The 25,566-nt window shown below is 39.3% G+C and carries 15 protein-coding genes and 1 rRNA gene; 2 read left to right on the forward strand and 14 right to left on the reverse strand.

The features are described 5' to 3' along the window. Positions 1-32 precede the first annotated feature (32 nt). From DRF67_RS11935 to DRF67_RS11950, 4 genes are all read right to left on the reverse strand, one after another. Positions 33-1,481: a SusD/RagB family nutrient-binding outer membrane lipoprotein gene (locus DRF67_RS11935; RefSeq protein WP_115928525.1), complete on the reverse strand. Its 1,449-nt coding sequence runs from the start codon at positions 1,479-1,481 to the stop codon at positions 33-35. Between the two features lie 7 nt (positions 1,482-1,488). Continuing rightward, a complete protein-coding gene (locus DRF67_RS11940; protein WP_115928526.1) occupies positions 1,489-4,467 on the reverse strand; it encodes a SusC/RagA family TonB-linked outer membrane protein in 2,979 nt (992 codons plus the stop codon). Positions 4,468-4,790: 323 nt separating this feature from the next. After that, positions 4,791-5,537 carry a glycerophosphodiester phosphodiesterase gene (locus DRF67_RS11945; RefSeq protein ID WP_115928527.1) on the reverse strand — a complete coding sequence of 249 codons (747 nt, stop codon included), beginning with the start codon at positions 5,535-5,537 and terminating at the stop codon, positions 4,791-4,793. A gap of 161 nt (positions 5,538-5,698) precedes the next feature. Next, positions 5,699-8,785 (reverse strand): TonB-dependent receptor, encoded by a 3,087-nt coding sequence (locus DRF67_RS11950; RefSeq protein ID WP_115928528.1) that lies wholly within the window; start codon positions 8,783-8,785, stop codon positions 5,699-5,701. A 320-nt stretch (positions 8,786-9,105) separates the two neighbouring features. Here DRF67_RS11950 and ligA point away from each other — a divergent pair, with 320 nt between their 5' ends. Next, on the forward strand, positions 9,106-11,109 hold the full coding sequence (ligA, locus tag DRF67_RS11955; RefSeq protein ID WP_115928529.1) for an NAD-dependent DNA ligase LigA: 2,004 nt from the start codon (positions 9,106-9,108) through the stop codon (positions 11,107-11,109). Positions 11,110-11,448: 339 nt separating this feature from the next. Continuing rightward, positions 11,449-14,067: a DUF7619 domain-containing protein gene (locus DRF67_RS11960; RefSeq protein ID WP_115928530.1), complete on the forward strand. Its 2,619-nt coding sequence runs from the start codon at positions 11,449-11,451 to the stop codon at positions 14,065-14,067. A 95-nt stretch (positions 14,068-14,162) separates the two neighbouring features. Here DRF67_RS11960 and DRF67_RS21985 read toward each other — a convergent pair whose 3' ends face one another. From DRF67_RS21985 to rrf, 10 genes are all read right to left on the reverse strand, one after another. Further along, on the reverse strand, positions 14,163-14,396 hold the full coding sequence (locus tag DRF67_RS21985; RefSeq protein WP_317048006.1) for a type II toxin-antitoxin system RelE/ParE family toxin: 234 nt from the start codon (positions 14,394-14,396) through the stop codon (positions 14,163-14,165). Between the two features lie 31 nt (positions 14,397-14,427). Then, on the reverse strand, positions 14,428-14,565 hold the full coding sequence (locus DRF67_RS21800; RefSeq protein ID WP_228435794.1) for a hypothetical protein: 138 nt from the start codon (positions 14,563-14,565) through the stop codon (positions 14,428-14,430). A gap of 261 nt (positions 14,566-14,826) precedes the next feature. Continuing rightward, the gene (locus DRF67_RS11975; protein ID WP_115928531.1) at positions 14,827-16,542 is read right to left on the reverse strand and encodes an ATP-binding protein; all 1,716 of its coding nucleotides are present in this window, start codon (positions 16,540-16,542) and stop codon (positions 14,827-14,829) included. Between the two features lie 91 nt (positions 16,543-16,633). Then, positions 16,634-17,743: a sensor protein KdpD gene (locus DRF67_RS11980; protein ID WP_115928532.1), complete on the reverse strand. Its 1,110-nt coding sequence runs from the start codon at positions 17,741-17,743 to the stop codon at positions 16,634-16,636. Between the two features lie 57 nt (positions 17,744-17,800). Then, on the reverse strand, positions 17,801-18,850 hold the full coding sequence (locus tag DRF67_RS11985) for a porin (RefSeq protein ID WP_115928533.1): 1,050 nt from the start codon (positions 18,848-18,850) through the stop codon (positions 17,801-17,803). A 48-nt stretch (positions 18,851-18,898) separates the two neighbouring features. Beyond that, positions 18,899-19,456, reverse strand: a complete 558-nt coding sequence (gene kdpC / locus DRF67_RS11990) for a K(+)-transporting ATPase subunit C (protein WP_115928534.1) — start codon at positions 19,454-19,456, stop codon at positions 18,899-18,901. 10 nt (positions 19,457-19,466) lie between these two features. Next, on the reverse strand, positions 19,467-21,506 hold the full coding sequence (kdpB, locus tag DRF67_RS11995) for a potassium-transporting ATPase subunit KdpB (RefSeq protein ID WP_115928535.1): 2,040 nt from the start codon (positions 21,504-21,506) through the stop codon (positions 19,467-19,469). A 171-nt stretch (positions 21,507-21,677) separates the two neighbouring features. Next, complete coding sequence (gene kdpA / locus DRF67_RS12000) at positions 21,678-23,372, reverse strand: potassium-transporting ATPase subunit KdpA (protein WP_115928536.1); 1,695 nt, start codon at positions 23,370-23,372, stop codon at positions 21,678-21,680. 437 nt (positions 23,373-23,809) lie between these two features. Then, a complete protein-coding gene (locus tag DRF67_RS12010; RefSeq protein WP_115928537.1) occupies positions 23,810-25,132 on the reverse strand; it encodes a sigma-54-dependent transcriptional regulator in 1,323 nt (440 codons plus the stop codon). 363 nt (positions 25,133-25,495) lie between these two features. Beyond that, positions 25,496-25,566 (reverse strand): 5S ribosomal RNA (gene rrf, locus DRF67_RS22050); the annotation flags it as partial.

Genomic DNA, 25,566 nt, shown 5'->3' on the forward strand with positions numbered 1-25,566 from the left:
AAAAATTAAGAGATTAAATATTCTATTGAACATTACTTATTCCACCACATTTTGGTGTTGATATGGTCTCCGCCCATATTTTGGGAAGCAATTACATAATTATCATAGTTCTGCACCTTTGTTACCGTCGGATATAGCATCCTTTGAGGCATTTTAGCATCATTCATCAGACCGCCATTATTTGGCAACACAGGAAGCCCCGTTCTTCTTTGCTCATACCATTGCTGATGATCTACAAAGAAAAGAGCTACATATTTCTGGAGCATAATTCTTTCCAGGCTGTCATCATAAGCTACTTTTGGATTGTCAAAGTAGTTGGCCGGAACTGTTGCTCCCCATTGTTCAAGCGTTGCTTTCACACCATTCTCATAAAAGGTCCGGGCGCTTCCTGTGATTATTTTTTTATAAGCAAGCTCTGCAAGGATAAACTGAAGTTCTGCGTAGGGCATTACTAAAATTTTCAACGGAGCTTTTGCCAAATTCTGATTGAGATTTGACGGCTGATAATCGAAAGCAGTTCCCAGAGCGTAGCCTGAAGGCGCCCCTTTATATCCAATATTGGCATTTCCAGGAATTGATTTTGCCTGTGTGAAAAACAAACTTAACCGCGGGTCATTATTATCTACTAAAGTTTGTGTAAAGAAACCTCCGGAAGCCCTGTACGCTGTGAAATCCTGTGGCCGTGCAATCGGCGGCAACAATGGCGCAACTCCTGAAATATCCAGAACAACACCGTCTGCATTACTTTGGAAGATAGGATGACCCACCGGATCATTGACGATATCGGCAATTCTCTGATTGACATTCACCTCTCCGTTTCTTTTTAAAATCCTTGTTAGAAGCCTTAAAGAAAGAGAATTACAGAATTTTTTCCATTTTACAATTCCGGCGGTACTTGCATTGGCCTGAAAGAAAAGATCCCCTTCACTTAATGTCTTGGTCTCATCAAAAAGTGTATTTGCTTCCTTCAGGTCATCCAAAAGGAACATATAGATATCTTTCTGCTTATCATATTTCGGCCTCATGATACCTTCCTCCAGCCGTAAAGCTTCCGTCATAGGAACGTCACCGAATGCATCGGTAAGGTTTGACATGATCCAGGCATTCAAAACCTTTGAAATAGCCAGGTAATTGTTATTCTGTTCTTTTTTGGCGGCCTCGTTAAGTTCTTTTACCTGTTTCAGCCATTTATAGCTTGTATTCCAGTATCCGTTTCCTGTGCTTTCCGTAAGATAGTAACGGCTTACTGTGGCTCCTTCATTAGGAAAATCAAGCGCCACCTGCATAATATCAAAAGTGAAATCATCCGCCCTGTTGTATCCGTAAGATCCCATTTCATACTGAATCGGAACCAAAAAACTTCCTACAGAAGGCTCTTTTATTCTGCTGGTATCGGTGTTGATCTCTTCAAAGTTTCGCTCACAGGAATTAAAAGTAAAAACAGATAGCGCAATGAGTGTTGATAAAAATATTTTTTTCATGATGATCTTAGAATTTTAAATTAACTTGAAATCCGACAGTTCTTGCCGATGGAAGCTGACCGATCTCGGCCCCCGGAGTAATGGTAGAGTCGTTGAGAGCTGCAACTTCCGGATCAAACATTGGAAACTTCGTCCACATCCATAGGTTTTTACCAAAAACAGCCAGCGTAAGCTCGGTAAGCTTTAGCGGAGCAATCAGCTCTTTTGAGAATGAATAGGCAATTCTTGCATCCCTCAGCTTGATGAAAGAGGTATCGAAAGTATTGGTTTCCACATTCGCTCTTCTGTAGTAATCCGCATAATAGGCTGCCAATCCAACGGCTTTTGTATTCGCAGTATAGGTTCCGTCAGCATTTAAGATCACCCCCTGCCCAACGATTGTCCCACCTGGATTATCTCTTCCCATCAGCGTATGTCCTAATTTACCCTGCTCAGACATTTTGTGATGGGTTTGGGAATAGGCCACTCCACCGTACTGACCGTCGAATGAGAAACTGATCTGCCAGTTTTTAATTTTAAAATCATTCTGGAAGCCTGCTCTCCATTTCGGGAATGCATTTCCTACTTTCTCCACCCGGTCCGGCCTTGCAGGAAGTCCCGTTGCTGGATCATAAACAACATCTCCGTTAGCATTTCTTACCAGTTTAAAACCATAGAGATCTCCTAAAGAACCGCCAACAGTTGCATTATAATACAATACTCCGGCTACTGTTGAAATGGTATAATAACTTTCACCTGCAAATTCGTCAGGTAATGTCAGAATTTTGTTTCGGTTTAACGTCCAGTTTGCTGAGATATTCCAACTGAAGTTTTTTGTTTTGAAAGGCGCAGCATTCATGCTCATTTCTACTCCCCTGTTTCTTACTTTTCCTGCGTTGATAATCCTGTTTGAATAACCAGATTCCAATAATGTTGGAATGGTAATAATCTGATTTTCGGTATCGTTCTGATAAAGCGTAACATTATAGCTCAATCTGTTCTTTAACACTGAAAAATCCATACCCGCTTCAATATTGGTATTATCTTCAGGCTTCAGCAATGGATTCGGATATGTTCCGGGGGTTAAGACAGAACCGACAAAATCGCTTGGCGTGTAATATTTATCCAGCTGGTAAGGAAGACCGGCCACCCCAACTTTTGCCCAAGAAGCTCTTAATTTCCAATAATTAAAAGCAGGACCTGATAATTTAAAAAGATCTGAAAGAATAACACTTGTACTTACTGAAGGATAAAAGAAAGATCTGTACTGGACAGGAAGTGTGCTGCTCCAGTCATTTCTGCCGGTAACATCTAAAAATACCAGGTTGTCATAATTAGCACTTACCAAACCATATACAGAATTCGTCTGCTGATCATTTGGCTTCGGAACTTTGGTGATCAGAGAGATGGCATTATTTAAACTGTAATCTCCCACTACTTTCAGTCCTTCCGCACGGTAATCATTCATTACATATTCGTTGTAGCGGATACTTGCTCCCGCATTGGCGGTAATATTAAATTTGTTGAAGTCTTTTTTAAAGGTGAACAATACGTCATTATTGAATTCATTATTCTTTATATACTGTTCTCTGTAAAAACCTTTCAGATAATTGGCAGAACTGTAAGGCCGTTTCGTTGTCCTCTTCTCATTAAGCATCTCAATCCCTGATCTGAACATCAAGCTGAAATTTTTATTAAAATCATAGGTTGCGGAAAGATTCCCGGTGATCATTTTCTTTTGAACACCGTTCAGCATCTGATAAGCGATAAGATATGGATTATCGATAAAACTGCTGAAGGGATGAATCTGATCGATCTCATCCTGCCCGGGCTTCCAAATCGGTTGATACCAGGCAAGGTCAACATTAGGATTTTGGAAGATCATGAAATACGAAATCGATTGGTTGTTATATCCGGTTGCAGGGAGATTGTCACTTTTGGTATTCGCATAATTGAATCTTGCTGAGATTTTCAATTTATCCGTTACCTTATGATCGAGCGAGAATGCTCCATTGAAGCGGTCAAAACCCGTATTAGGCATCATCCATTTGTTATCCAGATAGGTAAGTGATGCCCTGAAGCTCGTCTTTTCAGTACTGCTTTCAACAGAAACGTTGTTGGAAGAAGTGACCCCGGTCTCCCAAAAACCTTTCACATTGTCTTTGTAAGGTCTCCACAACTGTCTTTCTGCGCTTTGACCCAAAAGGTTAGGATCATACTGGAAATAGTATTGTCCATTGAACTTCGGTCCGAACGCACTACTCGTTCCGCCTGTGCTTACCCCATCCGGAGACGCACCGTACGAATAAAAAAACTCTCCCGCAGAATTTTTAGCTTGTGTTCCCTGCCCGTATTCATACTGATAATCCGGCCATTTTAATACAGAATCGTAACTTAATGAAGAGTTGAAAGAAACCCGGATTTTCCCGTCCTTACCTCGTCCTGATTTTGTGGTAATCATTAAGGCTCCATTGGCTGCTCTTGAACCATACAAAGCTGCAGCAGAGGCCCCTTTAAGAACTGTTATCGATTCAATATCATCCGGATTGATGCTGTTGAGACCATTACCCAGATCGATGGGAAGATCTCCTCCGGTTCCCGCTCCATATGCTGCAGTTCCGGTTCCTGTGGTTGAATTGCTCAACGGAACACCATCTACTACAATAAGCGCGTAGTTTCCATCAAGGCTAAAAGATTTTTCTCCTCTTAATGTGATTCTTGAAGAACTTAAAGGCCCGGCTCCCGCAGTTTGAATTTTCAGCCCGGCTACACGGCCTTCAAGCCCCTGAGCCCAGTTATTGTTCTGAATATTTTCAAAAATCTCAGAACCTACTTTTTCAGCAACGTAACCAAGGGACTTATCCTGCCTTTTGATTCCTAAAGCAGTTACCACTACTTCATCCAGACCTCTTACAGTATCTTTTTTTACTTTCTGCTGAGCCGTCAGGCTGACGCTGAATAATCCTAACAGCGACAAAACCAATAATTTCTGTGTCTCTTTACGCATATCCTTTTTTGTTTGCGCAAAATTAAAACGACATTATGATTGCGATTTTAACAAGGTTTTAACATTTATTAAAGATTTATTAAACAAAACGTTAATTACATATGAACAACACACACAACTAATTGATTATTAAAGCTTTGTATAATTAATGATTTTTAATACCATTGTCCTATTGTATTTGCGTATCTTTATTGTCTTATCTTGATACAATAATAAACATCCACTTTAAGATATTGATTCACAATAAACTATACAGATATGTTATAATAAAAAAAATCTGTCTCCCGGCAGGAGACAGATTGTATAAGGTATTGAATTTAGAATTATTTATTCTTCAATTGTTCGGGAATATTTGTTGTTACAAACCCTATTCCCTGCTTTTTCAGCTCTTCGTATACAGCAATATCATTTACCGTCCATGAATTGGTAATTAAACCTAATGCTTTAGCTTCTGCAATCCATGCCGGATTTTTCTGGAAAACGCTGTAGTGATAATCCATTCCATCCAGCCCTTCTTTTCTGATCTGCTCCGGAGACAATTCTCCATTCAGATACTGAACTTTAGAACCAGGTTCCAGTTTTTTGATCTCTTTACAAATATGCAGGCTGAAAGAAATATACTCACTTTGAGATTCCAGCTTCATATCTTTAATCATTTTGATCGTTTTCCGGGTGATCTCACTTTCTATTTCCGGAGTTTTAGCCGGTTTGATCTCAACAATAAGCTTCACAGACGGATCTTTTTTTCCCTGCTTTAGATAATCTTTCAACGTAGGAAACTTTTCTCCGTTTGATAATTTCAAAGCTTCCAGGTCTTTAAAGGATGTCTCTGAGATCTCCATTGTACCATGGTGTTCGTCATGGTTGATGACCAATATGCCATCTTTGGTCATTCTCACATCAAATTCTGACCCATACACCTTAAGTTTCTGGGCATTTGCCAAAGAAGCAAGGGAGTTTTCCGTTGTCGGAGGCTGCGCCTGAAAGTATCCTCTATGGGCAATGATCTGTGTTTGTGCTTTCATCAAAACTGTACTTAAAACTGCTAATCCTAAGATAAAATTTTTCATAATATAATTTAGATAATTAAAACAAAAGTTCTGAAACTTTCTGATAAAGGTAGTTAATATAAAAATGAAACCACAAGAACAGAAGATTTAAGGATCAACATTAAGGTTAAAATCGATTAATAGCTCCGATTCTTCTATATCCTGCGGTTCAAAAATACGTATTAGAAGCTATATTTTGCGCCGATCTGAATCTGGTAAGGATTTCCTGACAACGGAACCAAACCACTTCCACTAACGTTTTTGGTATATTCGTACTGCATCGTATCCTTATTAAATCTGTTCACCTTATACAGCGAAGTGTTTCCGTACGATTTGTTGACTCCCCATTCTTTGTTAAGAAGATTGGCCACATTGAAAATATCTACAGAAAGTTCGAATGCCCCTACTTTTTCAAATTTTATTTTTTTGGCAACACGTACATCCCATACTCCAAAGAATCCATTCTTACCGCCATTACGCTCAGCGATCTTACCGTTGTACTCACTGATGTAATCTTTCAGTGCTGTTCCCACCTGTGGATCATCTAAAATAGATTGGGCAAACGCGGGGAAGATATAGGCAAGATCATTGGAATCTACGAAATCGCCGTTGATATTCCCTCCTGTAGTTGCAGAGAAGCGGGTACCTCCTATCCCTGAATATCTGATTCCTAAAGAAAATCCTGCAATGGTAGGTGAGTTTCCATAAATCACGACCTTATTACGGAACTGATTATCAGAGTAAGACATTCTCAGGTCTCTAGGATCGCTTTGAATCATGGTGGACAGAGTTGCGGAGTTCGCTACATTTCCATTGTATGAGGTATTGTCTTTGATATCAGACCAGGTATAACTTGCAGTGATTTCTCCATCTTTCCAGTAACGGTAGCTGGTATCCACCACAAATGAGAACTGATTCACTTTACCGTCGCTTACCAATTCCAATACTCTTCCAAAGTTATTATTGATCCTCCCCTGTTTCCAGTCGAAACTCACACTGTTGTTGGGATTATTGGTAATGGCCCCTGTAGGAATAAACACGCCACGGCCGCCTTCATTAGCTAACGTAAAGAACGGATTGGCTACCATATTTCTGTCATAGTAGTAATAATTGTTTCTCCCCAGCGCCATATATCCGGCAATTCCTGCTCTGAACCTCTCGTTGAAGAAGTGGGTGTAGGAAATGTTGGCTTTGTATACGATAGGAATTTTTGCGTCTTTACCGGTATAATTGATGGTAGGAATCTGATACTGTGAAAGCGAAGGTACTGATCCATAATCGTTTCTGTAACTGTTGAAATCCGGGAACGGGACATCTTTGGAAGTGACATCCACTGTAGCCAGGTGTTTTCCGTCAAAAACCAGATTATTAATAACCATATAGTTGTTGATATCCGAAGAGAAAATACCGGCACCAAATTTAATGAAGTCCTTGTTATCTTCATTAATGTTCCACTCAAACTGGAATCTCGGCTGGATGACAAATGATTTGATCTGGTTATCCGTTCTGATTCCCATTTCATCAAACAATTTCTGATTGAATTCTGCCTTTGGGTAACCACCGTAGTCTAACCTTAAACCAGCCATTAAATCAAGTCCTTTTGCCAGTTTCGTCTGAAATTGCCCATAAAGACCAAGGTTCCAGATATTTGATCTTACCGAAGGATCTTCCATCAAAGGAACCTCCCTGTAAAATCTGTAAGGCGTCATCGCGTCAAAGTTACCCATTCCCTGGAAATGGAATCGGCCGTTCACCTCACTTCCATAGATGGATTTTGATGTAGTGTACATAAGATCTGCCCCGAAAGTATATTTTACTTTATCTGTATTATAATATAAATTATCTACAATCTGGAATACATTATTTCTGAAGCTTTCCTGGGCAAAACGGTGTCCTCCGATCTGAATATTGGTAGCCCCTGCACTTGAAGTAACTCCTTCCACAATCGCTCTTGGAACAGGTTTCCCTAATTGATTATTCTGGTAACTGTCCTGGAACGTATAAAGATACTGAGCCTTTAATTCGTTGGTTAAGTTCGGCTTCAGGTTGGACCTTAAGGTTAGCAATAAACTGTTATCAAGGTTTTTATCATTTCCGTAAGATTCGAAGAAGGTGATATTGGTATTATCACCCAATCCGTTTTTATTAAGATCATACGTGAAGTTATTTCTCAAGGTCAATAAATGCTTCTCGTTGATCTGCCAGTCTAAACGTAAAAATGCAGCATCTGAGTTTCTTACTTTATCAAAACTTCCGAACTGCGGCGTGTTGCCTACCCCATATTTTGATCTTGCAATATCTAGAAACTGATTAAGGGTCTGCGTGGTGGTATTAAGTCTTTTCTCGTCATCCTGAGATTTGATATCTGCGATAAGCAAAGGTCTTGAATCCAGCTGATGATCCCAGGCTACGAAGAAATGAAGTTTGTTTTTAATGACCGGCCCGCCTAACGAAAACCCAAACTGGGAAGTGGAAAAATCATTCTGTCTTTTGTTACCTCTGATATCATAAGGGCTGGAGAGCCAGTTGGTCCTTAAATATTCCCAGGCACTTCCTGAGAATTTATTGGTTCCGGATTTGGTAACAGCACTTACTGTTCCACCACCACTTCTTCCCAGGGTAACGTCGTACTGGTTGGTGGTAATCTTGAATTCACGAACCGCTTCTATGGAGATGGAGAAAGGAGCTCCGCTTCGGCTGGTGGTAGATCCTGCAGACGTGGGATTTTTTGCGGTCATCCCGTCAATAGTAAAATTGGTGGAAGACCCGAGCTGTCCCGACAGGTTTCCTCCTTTTCCGCTGAGTGGAGATAATTCGGTAAGGTTGGTAAAATTTCTTCCATTTACAGGGAGCATACTGATGTTTTTGGCAGAAATAGCTGTGGCTGCCCCCAGATTTCCGATCTTGTTTTTAAGATTTCCTGTTACTATTACTTCTTCGATGAGCTTTTCGCTGCTGCCGGTATTCATATTGACCGTCACCTGATCTCCGAAATTGACATTGTAGCCTTCTTTTTTATCATCATTCACAATCACTGTATAAGGCCCACCCAAAGGAATTTCTTTAAAAATATACTCTCCTTTTGAATTGGTTTCCGTTTCTGTTCTGAATCCTGTAGATTCATTCACTATCGTTACCTTCACTTTTTCCTGGGCTGTATTTCCTACCCCGGTTACTTTCCCTACAATAGAAGCCTGTGTGGTCTGTGCAAATGCCATCGTTCCAAGCCCTAAAAACAATAATCCCAGTACAATCTTTACTTTTTTCATTCTTCCGAAAATCTTTTTGATTAATTTTTTGATGATCGTCAGGAACCTCTTTGATTTTCATGGTGATAGATCTTCGGAGGTTTCATCCCAATAGATGTGCAAAGGTATTCTGATCCTGGAGGCCGGCTGTTTAAGAAAGTTTTAACATTTTTTTAAATTAATTAAAACATGATGTTAAATTACTTTAAACACTCTATGTATTCGCTGGATAACCAGTTTGTTGAGCCATATTACGTATTTTTAATTTTCCTGTAATATTTAATTCTCATATTTTTTAAATGAGATTACTTTAGCTATTTTTGCTCAAAAGATAGAAATCAATGCCTGAAAATATTCAACAAAAGATAGAACAGCTCCGAAAAGAGCTTCATCAGCATAACGAGAATTATTACCTTCTGGATATGCCTACCATTTCGGATTATGAATTTGATATCCTTCTTCAGGAGCTTCAGGAGCTTGAAGCAAAGCATCCGGAATTTTATGATGACAACTCGCCTACTGTGCGGGTGGGTGGTGGTGTTACCAAGGTTTTCCCTACTATTCAGCATAGATTCAGAATGTATTCTCTGGACAACTCCTACGATTTTGACGATCTTGAGGACTGGGAAAAAAGGATTATCAAAACCATCAATGATCCTGTAGAATTTGTGGCTGAGCTGAAGTATGACGGTGCCTCCATTTCTATTCTTTACGAGAATGGCAAACTTACCCAGGCCGTTACCCGCGGTGATGGTTTCCAGGGAGATGAAATCACGCACAACGTCCGTACGATTTCGGATATTCCTTTGACCCTTAAAGGAGATTTTCCCTCGCAGTTCTTTATGCGTGGTGAAATTTATCTGACCCGCAAAAACTTTGACAAAATCAATAAGCTCCGTGAAGAGGATGGGCTGGATCCGTTCATGAACCCAAGAAATACGGCAAGCGGAAGCTTAAAGATGCAGGATAGTGCTGAGGTAAGAAAACGTGGATTGTCTTCAGTGCTCTATCAGTTCATTTCAGATGAGATTCCTGCAGAAACACATTGGGAGCTGCTTCAAAAGGCTCAGCAATGGGGCTTCAAAACGTCCCAGCAGGCGAAGCTGTGTACCACCTTGGCTGAAGTAAAAGAGTTTATTACCTTCTGGGATATGGAAAGGCATAACCTCCCTTTTGAAATTGACGGTATCGTACTAAAAGTAAATTCACTTCAGCAGCAGCGGCAGCTTGGCTATACAGCGAAGTCACCCCGTTGGGCGATGGCTTACAAATTTAAAGCTGAAAAAGTGGAAACTGAACTTAAGACTGTTTCCTATCAGGTTGGCAGAACGGGGGCGATTACGCCGGTCGCCAATCTGAAACCTGTTCTTCTTGCAGGTACTATTGTAAAAAGGGCTTCCCTGCACAACGAAGATATCATAAAAAAGCTCGACCTGCATGAGCATGATTTTGTCTACGTAGAAAAAGGGGGGGAAATTATTCCAAAGATCGTTGGCGTTAATACGGATAAAAGAACCCAGGAAAGCAAAGAGATCGAATACATCAAACACTGCCCGGAATGTGGAACAGAACTGGTGAAAATTGAAGCCCAGGCCATCCACTTCTGCCCGAATGAACTTCACTGTCCGCCGCAGGTCGTAGGAAGGATGATTCATTATGTTTCCAGAAAGGCTCTGAATATTGATAATCTGGGAAGTGAAACCATTGAGCAGCTTTACAGGGAAACGTTAATTGAAAATCCTGCTGACTTCTATGTGCTGACTAAAGAACAGCTGCTTCCATTGGAAAGAATGGCTGAAAAGTCCGCCCAGAATATCATTACGGGAATTGAGAAATCAAAGGAAATTCCGTTTGAAAAAGTGTTGTATGGAATCGGGATTAAGCACGTGGGAGAAACTGTTGCCAAAAAGCTGGTTAAAAACTTCTCTACCGTGGATGAGTTAAAGAATGCTACGGTGGAAGAACTTTGTCAGGTGGAAGATATCGGGACCAAAATTGCAGTAAGCATCGTAGATTTTTTCCAGAATTCTGAAAATATACTGATGATAGAGCGTTTAAAATCTTACGGGGTACAGCTTGAAAAAGGCGAAAGCACCAATGAGGTTTTATCGAATGTCCTGGACGGAAAAACATTTCTATTTACAGGAAAACTTTCCTTATTCACCCGTGAATCCGCAGAAGAAATGGTAGAAAAGCATGGTGGAAAAAATATTTCTGCCGTATCTAAGAACCTCAGCTATCTGGTTGTAGGTGAAAAGGCCGGCAGCAAGCTGAAAAAGGCCCAGGATATCGGAACGATTACCATTCTGGATGAACAGCAATTCCTGGATTTGATTGAAAAATAACAAGCATATTGAAGTAAAGACACAAACCACTGAGACCGTAATCTCAGTGGTTTTTTTTATGAAAAAACTAATCCATACACTTTAAAATTTAGCTTTATACAATGATCTGACGGCGCATCAACAGCATATGATGAAAATAAAACTTTATCATAATGGTTGTTCATTGGTACCCTAAAACCGATTATTTTTCCAAATACAGCAATTATTAAAAAACATTAATAACATTGAATTTAAAGTATATTTTACAATAAAAATCAAATAAAAATTAAAAATTTATTATAATTAAATACAATCATAAACAAATTTTATATATTTACATAAACTAAATATCACCAAACCATGAGAAACTTTTATCTTTTTGTGCTTTTTTTAGCGCATTTTACAATTCATGCACAAATTATTAATTTCCCGGATCCAACTTTCAAAACAAAATTACTCAACGCAAATACGGGAAATAATCCCTTTTCTTATGATCTCAGTGGAAATCCAACGATAATAGATACCAATAATGATGGAGAAATCCAGGTAAGTGAGGCCCAGAATATCTCAAAACTGGTTTTAAGCAATACCCAGATTACCGACTTAACGGGAATACAGAGCTTCAGCAATCTTGTCTCTCTTAACCTCACGGGAAATGGAGTACTTAACACAGTTAATGTAAGCAATATGACTCTGCTAAAGGAGCTACTATGCTACAGCAATGCCCTGAACATTTTGAACACACAAGGCTGCAACCAACTTGAGACGTTCTTCTTATCTAATAACAGCGGAACGATTTCAGATCTTAGCTTTTTACAAAATACTTCTCTCAAAAAGATTGTACTCACCGCCAATTCACATTTGGAAAGTGCAGATCTCTCGAATCTTACAGCATTGGAAGATGTTCATTTCGGAGAAAGCAGTAACCCTAATTTTACAAGCATAAATCTATCCAATAATATCAATCTGAAGAAGATTTATATTATTAAACCAAACCTTACCTCGCTTACATTCAGCACATTAAATCATCTTGAATATGTTAATATCCAAAAAACAAAACTAACTTCATTAGATTTTACCAATGCACCCTTGCTGAATGATATCGATCTGGATAAAAATTCCGTACTGAGCTCACTTAATATTCAGAGCAATAATCATCTTAAATACATCACGATCTCAACCAGTCCTTTACTTACTTCCCTAAGCGTACATAATAATCCTAATTTATTAGGATTAACATTACATGGAACCAGTATAGCGTCGTTGAATTTGGCAGGATTAACAGCTATGTTTAACTTGTCGTTAGGAGATAATAAAATTACCACCTTAGATGTCTCCCCTGTTACCAATCTCGTATTCTTGTCACTGGGTGAAGATTTCCTTACCAGTATTGATGTAAGCCAAAATGCAAAGCTGAGTTCTCTAAATGTGGCGGGTAATGCCATTACCACGGTTAATGTCAAAAATGGGAATCCCGGCACTAGTTTTTATGCAAGCCCGGTATCTTTGACTCCGAATCTGGCTTATGTGTGCTGTGATACAAATAAGGTACAGCAGATTTCCAATATGTTAGCCGTATATGGCCAAAATAATGTAGAAGTTAACAGTTATTGCTCTTTTACTCCGGGTGGAACTACCTATACCGTTCATGGAAATACAAAGTACGATGTTGCTAATGACGGATGCGATGCAGGTGATCATGGTAAATCGTTCCAAAAGTTCAATATTACCAGTGGTACCAACACGGGCAGCTATATAGCCAATACTTCCGGAAATTATTCATTAGCATTACAGTCAGGGGTAAGTGTGATTACTCCGGTTGTTGAAAACCCAACCTATTTTAATATTTCACCAACGAGCATCACAGCAGATTTTCCTTCTCAGGTAAGCCCTTTGTTGCAAAACTTCTGTATCACACCGAATGGTACTCATCATGATCTGGAAGTGGTGGTGATTCCTGTAACTGCTGCCACTCCAGGCTTCACCTCCAGGTATAAAATAGTATATAAGAATAAAGGAAATACGGCACAATCCGGAACTTTGGTATTCACTTATAACGATGCGGTTTCAGATTATCAGACTTCAACACCAGCTCCAAGTTCACAAACTTCCGGAGTATTAACCTGGAATCTGACGAATCTTTTACCATTCGAAACTAAGGAAATTATGGTAACCATTAAATTAAATACGCCAACACAGGTGCCACCGCTAAGCGCAGGTGATATTTTGAATTATACTGCCCAGATCAACGGAGCAACAGATGAAACACCTGCTGACAATAATTTTGCATTAAACCATACGGTAGTCAATTCTTTTGATCCGAATGATAAAACGTGCCTGGAAGGAACTTCCATTACCCAGTCAAAAGTTGGCGATTATGTTCATTATCTGATCCGCTTTGAAAATACAGGAACCGCCAACGCCAAAAATATTGTAGTTAAGGATGAAATCGATATCACTAAATTTGATATCAACTCTCTGGTTCCTCTAAGCGGAAGCCATAATTTTACTACAAAAATTACAAATCCGAATGTGATTGAGTTTATCTTTGAAAATATTCAGCTTCCATTTGATGATGCGAATAATGACGGATATGTTTCATTTAAGATTAAGACAAAATCAACTTTAAATATCGGAGACAGTTTCAGCAATACAGCGAAAATATATTTTGATTACAATCATCCGATCATTACCAATACCTATACAACGAATGTTCAAAACAAGATTCTGGCCACTTCGGAAACAGACCGAAAGGCCCATCAGCTGACCATCTATCCGAATCCTGTGAAAGATATTTTATACATCACGTCTAAGCAGGAGATCATCAAAGCTGAAATTTATGATACAGCAGGGAGGATTATCAGTTCTTCAGAGGTAAAGAGAAATTCATTAAATGTTTCTGAACTTGTTAAAGGAAACTATATGATTAAAGTGTTCATGAAAGATAAAGCAGTGGTCCAGAAATTTATTAAAGATTAAGTTTACAAATTGTTTTATAAAAAAAGCTGTGATAGATTTCACAGCTTTTTTGTTATAGTAAAGTGAGTTGAATCCATAATTATAAAAATATTTTCTCACTCTTTATTTTCTCTCCTACCATCCCAAACAGAAAGTATGATCAGTTCAGAAATTGAAAACTCATAAAATATGAGATAATCTCTCACTATTTTTACTCGTACCTTTTCAACATCTGTTTTTCTTACTATTCCAGGGTGATTGGCTAATAACCCGATATTATACAGAATAAGCTTATTGAGTTTTATACTAAAAGTTTTAGATTTATACCTGAGAATCCAATATTCAAGAATATCTTTTCTTTATTGGCTTTAGTTGTCCAGATTACTTTTCTTTTAACCATTCTTCAATATCCTGGTTGGCCTGATCTTCAGAAAGGTATGCTTTGCCTCTATATTCTTCTCTTCCTTCGATAACTCTTTCTTTTTGCTCATTAGTAAGAATATATTCATTCTGATCCAATTCAAATCCAGAATCTTTTGAATTTCTTCAATAATTCTGGCTTCTTTTAGCTGAGTAATCCTGTTAATTAAATCAATTTTTAGATCTGATGTATTCATCTGTGTGATTTAAATCCAAATTAGAAAAATTTATTTAAAATCATTTCAAATATTATTTTAATAAGGTAAATAGAAAAGGGATCCATTGATTTTAAAAGAATAGAATTACAAATTTTTAAATGAAAAAGATCAGATATTTCTCATTCAAATATAACAATAATCCTTATGAAACAGGCAATCTGAAATAAAATGTGCTTCCATTATTCGGGGAGCTTCTCACTCCAATTTCACCGTTTTGCTTTTCAATAAAGTTTTTCGAAATCGCCAGTCCAAGCCCCGTCCCGTTCTGATGCTCCCCGGGCACCTGAAAATAACGGTCAAAGATCTGACGGTGGTATTTTTCATCAATTCCACTGCCGGTATCTGAAATACTGAACTGAATAAAGGCATCCAGCTTTTCCACCACAATCTGAATATTTTCATCCTGAAAGGAGTGTTTTACCGCATTGGTCATAAAGTTATTCATCACCCATACTGTTTTATCAAAGTCTGCTGTTACAAAATCACTGTCTGCCAGAAGATATTGTGCAGAGACCGAAATATTTTTCTGCTCTGCCAGCTTTTCAACATTTTTGATGGCCGCCTGGACAATTTCTTTTGGTGAACATTTCTCAATCGTCAATCTTATATTCCCAGACTCTACCTGAGAAAGATTCAGCAGCTCTCCGGTAATATCGAGCAGCCGCTGCCCGTCTTCATTAATGCTTTTCAGCAGTTCCTGCTGTTGGTCATTCAGTTCTCCGAATTTTTGATTTCCAAGCAGCTGAACGCCCATTTTGATAGCAGAAATAGGTGTTTTCAGTTCATGGGAAATGGTAGCAATAAAATTGGTTTTTGCAAAATCCAGTTCTTTGAAAGGAGTGATGTTTCGCAGCAAAATTACTTTTCCAATGTTCTTCTTCTCCTTTTCTCCGGTCTTGATGATGTTGATGGGTACAATATCCTGTTCGAAATAGTTTTCCTTATTGTCTCGGACAATTTTGATCGGCTCTTTCGCCGGATGATCTACATTTTTCAGCAGCTCACGCATCAGGTCATTATTGACGGCTACTTCATGTGCTGTTTTCCCGATGATTTCTTCTTTATGAAGATTGGTTATTTTCAGCGCTTCATCATTGATCATATAAATAAAATGATTTTCGTCCAGCCCAATAACCGCATCATGCATATTGTTGACGAGCGTTTCAATCCTTTTTTTATCCATCAGCTGTTTGGAAAGGGTACTGCTTTCATACTCCTGAAGTTTTTCCGCCATGATGTTGAATGATTCTGCAAGGCCGCTGAACTCTTCACTTCCTTTGAAATGTACTCTTTCATTATAATTTTTATCGGCAATCTGACGGATACTGAATGTAAGCTGATCGATGGGCTCCGCAATGGTCTGTGGCAGGTTGAACAGCAGTATAAAGGCAATAAGGAAACATACGGTCCCCAAACTTACAATCCAGAAGGTGGCATTTTCAGCGGTAATGATTGCGATATCACTTTTTCTTTCAATCCCCTTCATATTGAGGGACATAATTCTGGCCAGATCTTCGCGGATCAGCTTTTCCTTATCTGAGGTACGTTCTTTCAGATAGCTGCTGAAATGCAGATTCAGATTCTGGGTCGCTTCTTTCTCACCAAATTCGGTAAGATTTTTCTCCTGCAACCTGTTGTTTTTCCGGAAGTCTGCTATAGCAACAGCGCTGTCTGTGCTGATGTTATCCAGTGCCAGGAGCATATTTTTTGAAAATTCAAGACTGTTATAATTGGCCGTGAGGATCTTTTCCGTATCGGATTTCAGCTTATTGATGTATACAGAGCCTATCACTGAAAGCAGGACAATCAGTAAAAATAAGAGGCCGACCCCCAGGGTGAGTTTTGTTTTAAGTTTCATAAGAGAATACTTATTGTTTTTTAAAAGACATATGCAATCGCGTCATCTTTATCGGTATTTGTTTTTCCAAATCATTGCAATTTCCTTACGTCTAAGATAAAATAATAATATCTATCTGCCTTTCATTCAGTCTGTTCATAAGCGTATAGATCCAGCTGTATCCTGAAAGACGCTGCCAGAGCCGGGCATGGGGTTTCCCTATGCATACGGTGGTTATATTGTGTTCAATCACATATTCCAGAATACCATGCTGAACACTGTTTTCCCTGACACGGACAACTTTCGCCCCCAATTCCTGTGCTAAATTAAAATTATTAATCAAATACCGTTGCTTGTCCAGTGCAATTTTTTCAGGATTTTCTGATGGCTTCTGTATATAGAGAACCGTCCATGGACTGTTGTAATAGCTGGCCAGCCGGGCCGTTTTCCGGATGATATTCTTAGCCACCTTTTCGTTACTGCTGATGCAAGCCAGGAACTTTATAGGTTTAAAATTCCCGGTTTTTATTTCTGTTTCCACCTTTCTTTCCACATGAGTGGCCACTTCTTTCAGGGCCAGCTCACGCAGCTGCAGAATATGTCCGCTTTGAAAAAAATGACTGAGTGCGGTCTGAATTTTTTCTTTTTTATAGATCTTTCCCTCTTTCAGACGGGTGAGCAGCTCATCAGCGGTAAGATCAATATTCACCACTTCATCAGCCAGAGCAAGGATCTTATCCGGAACCCGCTCTGTAACTTCCACACCGGTAATTGTTTTGACCTCTTCATTCAGGCTTTCGATGTGCTGGATATTCATAGCACTGATCACATTGATTCCGTTATCAAGAATTTCCAGTACATCCTGCCATCTTTTTTTATTTTTGGAACCTTCTACGTTGGTATGTGCCAGCTCATCCACCAAGATCACTTCCGGATGTTCATTGATGATAGCCTGAAGATCCATTTCTTCAAGATTTTTTCCTTTATAAAAAACCGATTTTCTTTCAATTTCAGGTAGTCCCTCTACCAGAGCTTCGGTTTCTTCACGGCCATGGGTTTCTATATAGCCGATTCTGACGTCAATGCCATTCCGTAACAGAGAATGGGCTTCCTGAAGCATCCGGAACGTTTTCCCTACTCCAGCACTCATTCCGATATAGATTTTGAATTTTCCCTTCCGGGATTTCTGAATCAATTCTAAAAAATCTTTTGCTGATGACATTGATTTTATTCTTTTTAATTGTACTTTAAGCACTTCTAATTGTGGTTGCTTAGATGACTAAAACCAGGCTGCGAGGCTCGTTGTGATGAAGAAATTTCCTTTTTTAAACTCATCATTTTTCGCAAAAATGCGGTCTTTGGAGGTAAAGCTCCTCGCCTCTGTCCGGAAAACCACATTTTTAAATACAGCGTAATCTATATTGAGAGAATATCCCAACGTCTGAAATCTATTGGAAGTCCCTGTATTGATGATGACTCCGTTCTTATCACTGTAATATTCCAATCTTCCCGCCAGCGCCCAGCGATTATCAAATTGATATTTCATCTGTACGTTTGGGCTGTACCAGATATTATACTGTTCGCTTCCTTTTGTTTTTTGTTCAGCTCCGATATCAAATCCCAATACCGCAGAAAACTGTTCGGTCAGCTGAAAACTTCCGTACAAATCATGAAAATAGCGCATTCTTTTTTCATTTTTCGCTTTATCATTACCCACAAAGGAACTGCTGTTCAGGGTAATTTTGTCATTAGGCTTATAGGTTACCTGATGGCCAAAAGAAATGCTTTGATTTCCTTCAGGTTTGGCGATGCGCTGCCATCCATTTAGGACCAACCCACTCACAAACCATTTTCCGTTATCTGAGGTATATGAAATTTTGGCTCCCGTTTCGAAATAGGGTGAGTTTTCAGCAGCAAAACTTCTTGTAAGATTGATATTGTCTTTTCCTATGGCACTTTCCCAGCCGATATGTGAAGGCATAATCCCAGCATCAATCCAGAGGTTTTTATTTTTGGATATTCTGATTCCTATATTCGCTTCATTCACGTATCGTAATGCACCCTGTTCAGCGGCCATATTATCCTGGGCATAAGTTCCTGCCATTAAGGCAACATTGGCACGGAGATTTTCACTCTGGTAATTGGCTTTAATTAACCCCAGATTAAGATTCATTTCATTGTGCCTGTTATATGAATATAAAAAATTCTGACGGATATGATTGTTTGGTTCATTAAAATCATAGGTGTAAAAAAGTTCTGCATACGCTGAAAATGTAACTTTATTCCCTGTTTTTATTGAATCCGATGACTGTGCTTTTGAGAAAAACATTCCTAAAACGGCACCTATAGCTAGATATTTTTTCACGTTAGTATGACATTATTTTAATTGGTTTAAAGCAATATTAAGCTTCAGCACATTGATTTTTGATGGCCCGAAAAGACCTAAAAGCGGCTTCTCAGTCTGATGATTAATTAAGTTTCTAATTTGCTCTTCCGAAAGATCTCTCGCTTTTGCAATTCTCCTTGCCTGATACAAAGCACCTTCTTCAGAAATATCAGGATCCAGTCCGCTGCCACTAGCCGTAGCCAGTTCTACAGGAATTTTCATCCTTTCCATTTCAGGATTCTTCATTCTTAAAGTGTCTATTCTTTTTTGCACGGTTTCCAGATATTCTTCATTGCTCGGTCCTTTGTTACTTCCTGCGCTTCCCGCTGCGTTATAATTAACAGCTGAAGGGCGGCCATGGAAATACTTTTCTGATCTAAACTCCTGCCCGATATTGGCATAGAACTTCTGTCCTTTATAATTGATGAGTTCTGCATTTCCGTGGGTAGGTAGTACTTTTGAGACTCCATATACAATTCCTAAATAGATTCCTGCAACAACCAGCATTACCAAAGTTAGCCTGAATGCTGAAACAATATGATTTTTCATTTTTAAAATTTTAATAGAATAAACTGATTACCAAATCAATAATTTTGATCCCAATAAACGGAACTATTACTCCTCCCAATCCATAGATCAACAGATTCCTTCTCAATAAGGCGCTTGCTCCAATCGGCTTGTAAGCCACACCTTTTAACGCTAATGGAATAAGGAAGGGAATAATCACCGCATTAAAGATAACAGCAGATAAAATAGCCGTTTCGGGACTATGGAGATTCATAATATTCAACTTCTGAAGTGAGGGGATAAACGTGATAAACAAAGCCGGGATAATGGCAAAATATTTCGCCACATCATTGGCAATACTGAAGGTGGTCAAGGTTCCACGGGTCATCAGCAGCTGCTTTCCAATCTCTACAATTTCAATAAGTTTGGTAGGGTCATTATCCAGGTCTACCATATTTCCGGCTTCTTTTGCGGCCTGCGTCCCACTGTTCATGGCTACCCCTACATCTGCTTGTGCCAGTGCCGGTGCATCGTTGGTTCCATCTCCCATCATCGCGACCAATTTCCCTTCCTGCTGTTCCTTTTTGATGTAATTCATTTTATCTTCAGGTTTAGCCTCGGCAATAAAATCATCAACTCCCGCTTTTTCAGCAATAAATTTTGCAGTCAAAGGGTTATCACCCGTTACCATTACAGTCTTCACCCCCATCTTACGAAGTCTCTGGAAGCGTTCCTGGATCCCTGTTTTAATGATATCCTGAAGTTCAATAACTCCCCATACTTTTTCATTAACGGCTACCACCAAAGGCGTTCCTCCATTTTCAGAAATTTTGGTAACAGCGTCCTGGGTTTCCTGTGGAAAGAGATTCCCGGTTTTTTCAGTCAGCTTTTTTATGGTGTCATAGGCGCCTTTCCGGATTCTCGTGTCCTCAAAATCGATTCCAGAAGTTCTGGTTTCTGCAGTAAAGTCAATATAGGTAGGATTGGGAACCAGCAGATCTTCGGATCTCAGCGCGCTCAGCTCAATAATGGACTTTCCTTCAGGTGTTTCATCCGCTACAGAACTCAGAGCAGATGCTTTGATAAACTCTTCCAGCGTAATGCCATTGGCAGGGTGAAACTGTGTTGCTTTACGGTTTCCAATGGTAATAGTCCCGGTTTTATCAAGTAAAAGTACATCGATATCACCCGCTGTTTCCACTGCCTTACCACTTTTGGTAATGACATTGGCCCGAAGTGCCCTGTCCATTCCTGCAATTCCGATGGCAGAAAGCAGACCACCGATCGTTGTTGGAATAAGACAAACGAAAAGTGAAATAAATGCTGCAATAGTGATCGGAGTCTGCGCGTAATCTGCAAATGGCTTTAAAGTGAGGGTAACAATAATAAATGTAAGAGTAAACCCTGCCAGAAGTATTGTTAATGCGATTTCATTAGGTGTTTTCTGCCTTGATGCTCCTTCAACAAGGGCTATCATTTTATCTAGAAAAGATTCTCCGGGTTTGGTGGTTACTTTTACTTTAATCCGGTCGGAAAGTACTTTTGTACCACCGGTTACAGAGCTTTTATCACCTCCGGCTTCACGGATAACGGGAGCACTTTCTCCGGTAATAGCGGATTCATCAATGGTAGCCAGACCTTCTATAATCTCGCCATCCATCGGGATTTGGTCTCCTGCCTCGCAAAGGAAAACATCGCCCAGCTTCATTTCGGCAGACATTTTCAAAGTGGTTTCTACCTGAAAACCGGGTTTGTTGTCAATCACCAGCTTCGCGGGAGTTTCTTCACGCGTTTTCCTGAGTGTATCCGCCTGTGCCTTCCCACGGGCTTCCGCAATTGCTTCCGCAAAATTGGCAAAAAGAACGGTAAAAAACAGGATGATAAAGACTAAAAAATTGTAGGAAAAGCTTCCCTGGGTTTTATCACCAGTCAAGCTGAATATGCTTACGATAAACATGACTGCTGTTCCGATCTCAACCAGGAACATCACTGGATTTTTAAACATAATTTTCGGATTCAGCTTAACGAAAGACTGTTTAATGGCTTCGTTTACCAAATCTTTCTGAAATAATGTCTGTGACTGATTTTTCATTTTCTTGAAAGAATTTATAGCATTGTAAATCAATAGTAACCATCAAGGGCAACTCAAATAAGGAATAGAAATGAGATAATAGTATGGTGAACGTTTCAGTAAGTTTAAGACTGGTTTCCTTACCTGTTTCAGCTTCCTTAATGGTTGATTATTGATTTGATTTTAAATGTTTTATTTTGAGAAATACTGGATTTGTTCTGCGATAGGTCCCAAAGTTAATGCCGGGAAGAAAGACAGTGCCGCAATCAATAAGATGACCGCAAGCGTCATAAACCCGAAAGTGGCGGTATCTGTTTTCAATGTTCCCGAGCTTTCCGGGATGTATTTCTTCTGTGCCAGCAATCCTGCAATGGCAATGGGTCCTATGATAGGAATGAATCTTGATAACAGGAGAACAATACCTGTTGAAATATTCCACCATGGGGTATTGTCTCCCAAACCTTCAAATCCGGATCCATTATTGGCTGAAGAAGAAGTAAATTCGTACAGCATTTCACTGAATCCATGAAAGCCGGGGTTATTCAATGTCTCAGCTCCAAATTCCGGAAGGTAAGCAGTTAAAGCTGTTCCCACAAGAATTAAAAAAGGATGGAACAAAGCTACAATCATTGCAATCTTCATTTCTTTAGCTTCAATTTTTTTACCCATAAACTCCGGTGTTCTTCCCACCATCAGCCCGCTGATAAAGACCGCCAGGATAATGAAGATGAAATAATTCAGAATTCCTACCCCACAGCCTCCATAAAAACAGTTGATCATCATGGCAAGCAGCTCATTCATTCCCGAAAGAGGCATTGTACTGTCGTGCATCGAGTTTACAGACCCTGTAGAAATAACAGTGGTTGCAATACTCCAATATCCTGATGCAGCACTTCCGAAACGGATTTCCTTACCTTCCATCGCCCCCAGGCTGCTGTCTGCACCCATTTTGGTGATTAAGGGATTACCTCCTGTTTCATTGATAATATTGGGAATGGTAAGAGCCAGAAAACCAACGGTCATCACGGTAAAAATCACCCAGGATAACTTTCTTTTCTTCAAATAAAAACCTAATGCAAAAACGAGAGCAAACGGAATAACCATCTGGGTAACCATTTCTGTCATATTGGTGATATAATTAGGATTTTCAAGCGGATGTGCTGAATTGGCTCCAAAAAAACCACCACCATTGGTTCCCAGGTGCTTGATGGCCACAAAAGCAGACACGGGACCACGGGATACCTCCATCTTCTGCCCTTCTAACGTTGTTATATGATCTTTACCTTCAAACGTCATAGGACTTCCGTTAACAGAGAGGATCAGAGCAACCAGTATACTCACCGGAACAAGGATCCTTATCATAGATTTCGTAAAAAAATCATAGAAATTTCCCAGTTCAGTACTCGTTTTCTCTTTAAAAGCTTTGAAAAGCACTGCCATGGCCGCCATACCTGTGGCAGCTGTTACAAACTGTAAAAACATCAGATACAGCTGGCTCAGGTAACTAACCCCTGTTTCCCCTGAATAATGCTGAAGATTACAGTTCACTAAAAATGAAATGGTTGTATTAAAAGCCAGATCGGGAGACATATTTGGATTTCCGTCCGGATTTAAAGGAAGCCAGGCCTGGTTCAGCAGGAGTAAAAATCCTATGATAAACCAGACAAAGTTAATAGTCAGCATGGCATACATATTCTGTTTCCAGTTCATCTGACGGGCAGGATTAATTCCTGCTATTGTAAAAATAAGTTTTTCTACCGGCCGGAAAACCGGATCAAGAAAAGTTTTTTTGTATCCATAGACATTAGCAATGTATTTACCTAAAAATATTCCGATTACTAATGTGATAGCAAACATGGCTATAACACCAAAAATTTCTGTATTCATGACCGGTTAAAATTTTTCAGGTTTCATTAAAACATAACAGATGTACACGAAGGCAAGGATTGAAAGGAAAAATAAACTCCACATAATTTTATATTCTATCAAAAAATTCAACTGATTTATATAAAAGGTAAAACAGTACTGCACACAGCAGCAGCAAACTTGTAAGCATCATATCTTTATCAATAAGGTTAAAAGAGTTAACAAAACGTACGATACCATCAGCAGACTCAAAGTAGAATGCTCCCGTTTTTTAAACGTTTTTCTTGAAATTGTCATTTTTTAAGTATTTTATTCTATGACTATATGCCAAAAAAAAGTCCAATCCTTAAACAAACAATTCAAAAATCTGAATACCAATTAGTTAAATCAAAATCACAGACCGTATAAAAACAGAAAAGCCTATCAAAATGATAGGCTCTTTATTAAAATGATAAGTGCTATTTGAGTCCGTATTCTTCCAGTTTACGATATAGCGTAGCGATTCCTATTTCAAGGAGCCTGGCGGCTTCTGCTTTATTACCTTTCGTATACTGCAATACTTTCTGAATATGTATTTTTTCCAGGGACCTGATGCTTAAAGAATCATCCTCAGACCGTACTTTTTCCGAATATACCGGAAGGCTGTCAGCCTGTAGAATATGCCCCTCCATTAGAATAAGGCTACGCTCTACAACATTTCTCAGTTCCCGGATATTTCCCTTCCAGTCATTCTTTTCCAATGTCTTATAGTATTCTGGATCTACATGAACTGACCCCAGATGCAATTTATCCGAAAACAGATCAATAAAATTCTTTGCCAGCATCTTAAGATCTTCTTTTCTCTCTCTTAGTGAAGGAAGGCCGATCTCGAATACATTCAGCCTGAAATACAGATCTTCCCTGAAGTTTCCCTGTTTTATTTCTTCTTCCAGATTCCTGTTGGTAGCTGCTATCAGTCTGAAGTCAGATTGAGAAACTTTAGTTTCCCCCATCTTAATAAATTCCTTGGTTTCCAGCACCCTGAGTAATTTAGCCTGAAGTTCTATGGGCATTTCCCCGATTTCATCCAAAAACAAAGTTCCGCCACTGGCCTCTTCGATCAGTCCTTTTTTGTCTTTTAAAGCACCTGTAAATGCTCCTTGTTTATGACCGAAAAGTTCACTCTCCAGAATATCTTTACTGAATGCCGAACAATTGATGGCAACAAAGCTTTTTTTATTTCTGCCACTACCTTCATGAATAGCACTGGCAAACACTTCCTTTCCTGTTCCGGTTTCTCCTGTTAAAAGCACCGCAGCATCCGTCAACGCTACTTTCTCCGCCAGCCTTTTAGCCTGTAAGATCAGGGGAGAACTTCCTATGATCTGTCCGAATCCTTTTATCTTTGGTGGTGGAACCGTATGGAGACGGTTATCCTTTACTTTTTCCAGAGCCTTATACACCAGCGGAATAATCTTATCGTTATCATCTCCTTTAACCAGGTAATCGTACGCCCCGTTTTTCATCGCCTGTACTGCGTCAGTAATATTCCCGAATGCCGTCATCAGGATAATTTCAAGATGTGGATACTTCGCTTTAACGGACCTTACCAATTCGACTCCAAACGCATCAGGAAGTCTGACATCGCTTAATACAACATCAAAATCATACTGCTCCAACATCGTCATGGCTGAACGTGCTGTAGAGGCTTCTTTTACATTAAAATTTTCTTGGGAAAGGATCATTCCTAATAACTTAAGGAGCTTGATCTCATCATCGATGATCAGAATGTTTCCGGACATTGTAATTCTTTTTGGAAAACCAATACAAACTTATCAATTTTATTTGAGTAAACGCCTGCAGATAAAGAAATTCTTTTCAGGTAGCGGTTTCAATCCTCAAAAGGCAGGTCTTAAGTAAAAAGCAGTTTCATCTGATCCGTGAATGTTAGCTAAACCTATTATCCATCATCATCTGTGCAAATCTGTGAGATCTGTGGTTTATGATCTTTGTTGCTGGTTGTTTCGTTGCTGGTTTATTGGTTGGTTGGTTGCTGGTTGAGTAGTTGGTGGTTGAGTAGTTGGTGGATTGGTGGTTGCCTTAAGTATAAAGCCAAAAAAAAATCCTTTATCATCAAGATAAAGGATTTTTAAAAATAAAATAAAAACTGGCGGCGGCCTACTCTCCCGCGTTAGCAGTACCATCGGCGCTGGTGGGCTTAACTTCTGTGTTCGGA

The organism is Chryseobacterium pennipullorum (genome assembly GCF_003384725.1).
Taxonomy (GTDB): domain Bacteria; phylum Bacteroidota; class Bacteroidia; order Flavobacteriales; family Weeksellaceae; genus Chryseobacterium; species Chryseobacterium pennipullorum.